Raw genomic sequence first — 1,784 nt, 5'->3', positions numbered from 1 at the left:
GCGACGTCAACTTCGCCTGGCCCAACGCCGAGATCGCGGTGATGGGGCCCAAGGGGGCGGTGGAAATCATCTTCCGCGAGGACAAGGGCGACCCGGCCAAGCTGGCCGCGAAGGAAGCCGAGTACAAGGCCCGCTTTGCCAACCCCTTCGTTGCCGGCGCGCGCGGCTTCATCGACGACGTGATCCTGCCGCATGAAACCCGCAAGCGCATCTGCCGCTCGCTGGTGATGCTGCGTGACAAGAAACTTGAGAACCCGTGGCGCAAGCACGGCAATATTCCACTGTAGGAACCAGCATGGCCAAGGCACAGACGGCGGCGTCCGCACGCACCTTGACGGACATACCCAATATCGGTGTGTCCATCGCGGCAGATTTGTGTGCCGTGGGGGTGCAGACGCCTGCGGATGTGAAGCGCATGAACCCGCTCGCCGTGTATGAGGCTTTGCGCGATCCCATGGGCAGGCGGCATGACCCCTGCGTGCTGGATACCTTTTTGGCGGCCAAGGACTTCATGAACGGCGGTGCATGCCAGCCATGGTGGAACTTTACCGCGCAGCGCAAGGCCATGCTGCAAGCTTTGAAGAACGCGGGTGACGGGTCATGCTGAGCTCCAGGCTTGACAGCTGGCTTGCCGCCTGGGCTCAACGCCGCACCCGGAGCGCTGCGGACGCTGAGGCGATGCGGGCAGCCTTCAGTGTGATCGATACGGACGCCGGCCGCATCCGGGTGGTGGATTCAGCAAGCCCCGGGCCTGTGGTGGTGTTTGTACCGGACGGCCCGAATGTCGTCGAGCATTACCAGGCCCTGATCCATCGGCTGTCCCCATCCTGCCGGGTGGTGTGCTTCGACATGCCAGGCTTCGGTTTTTCTCTTCCCCACGCGTCTTATGCCCACTCACTGGACCAGGGTGCGAAGCTTGTTTTGAGCGTGCTGGACCATCTGAAAATCCGCAAGGCAACCCTGGCTTTCAGCTGCGCCAACGGCTTTTATGCCCTGCGCACCGCACGCATCGCGCCCGACAGGGTTTCAGGCCTGGTTTTGTCGCAGACCCCCTCCCTGCAGGCCATGCATGCCTGGACCGATCGCGTCGTTCCCAAGCCCTTGAGAGTGCCGGTGTTGGGGCAGTGGCTGGGCTGGCTGTTCCGCGAGCGGGCGGCTTCCAGCTGGTACCGCATAGCGCTGCCTGCAACGACGGACGCTTCGCCTTTTCGCGATGTGGCACGGCAGGCCTTGCGTTGTGGCGCCTGTTTCAGCCTGGCGGGTGTGGTGCAGGGGCTGGTCAAGGCGTCAGACGCCGGATTGAAAGGTGTCCAAACCCCTTGTACGGTCATCTGGGGGGCGCAAGACCGGTCGCACCGGCACACGAATCCGCAGTCCCTTCTGGACATCGTGCCGCACGCCGAGCTCGTTCAATTTGACGATTGCGGGCATTTTCCGGACCTGGAGAAGTCGGAGCGCTTCATACGGATACTGATGGAAAAAGTGTCACGGTACGGGTGACGCTGCAGCAGACATTTAATGACATCGATCAAAAAAAGAGAGTTGATATGTTCACAAAGATACTGATTGCCAATCGCGGGGACCAGCCGCGAAGCGGCGCAGCAGCGCAGCTAAAGTGCACGGTGCCCAAGATCACGGTGATCACGCGCAAGGCCTATGGCGGCGCCTACGATGTGATGGCCTCCAAGCACCTGCGCGGCGACGTCAACTTCGCCTGGCCCAACGCCGAGATCGCGGTGATGGGGCCCAAGGGGGCGGTGGAAATCATCTTCCGCGAGGACAAG

The 1,784-nt window shown here is 62.2% G+C and carries 3 protein-coding genes and 1 pseudogene; all 4 read left to right on the top strand.

The window, feature by feature from the left end; translation table 11 throughout:
• The coding region (locus V6M61_RS13805; RefSeq protein ID WP_332777151.1) for a carboxyl transferase domain-containing protein at positions 1–287 on the top strand (287 nt) is incomplete at its 5' end.
• Between the two features lie 8 nt (positions 288–295).
• Entirely contained in the window at positions 296–607 is a 312-nt protein-coding gene (locus tag V6M61_RS13800) for a helix-hairpin-helix domain-containing protein (protein ID WP_332777150.1), read from the top strand.
• Positions 608–678: 71 nt separating this feature from the next.
• Positions 679–1,500 carry an alpha/beta fold hydrolase gene (locus tag V6M61_RS13795; RefSeq protein WP_332777149.1) on the top strand — a complete coding sequence of 274 codons (822 nt, stop codon included), beginning with the start codon at positions 679–681 and terminating at the stop codon, positions 1,498–1,500.
• Between the two features lie 104 nt (positions 1,501–1,604).
• Positions 1,605–1,784: pseudogene (locus tag V6M61_RS13790) on the top strand (carboxyl transferase domain-containing protein); the annotation flags it as partial.

This window comes from Polaromonas sp. (assembly GCF_036676035.1).
Classification (GTDB): domain Bacteria; phylum Pseudomonadota; class Gammaproteobacteria; order Burkholderiales; family Burkholderiaceae_C; genus Polaromonas.
Note: the sequence above shows the minus strand (reverse complement) of the source record. Positions and strands in the feature narration are given on the sequence as shown.

Coding starts and splice junctions, on each gene's coding strand:
- V6M61_RS13795 (WP_332777149.1), top strand. CDS start 679: ATGCGGGCAGCCTTCAGTGTGATCGATACGGACGCCGGCCGCATCCGG.
- V6M61_RS13800 (WP_332777150.1), top strand. CDS start 296: ATGGCCAAGGCACAGACGGCGGCGTCCGCACGCACCTTGACGGACATA.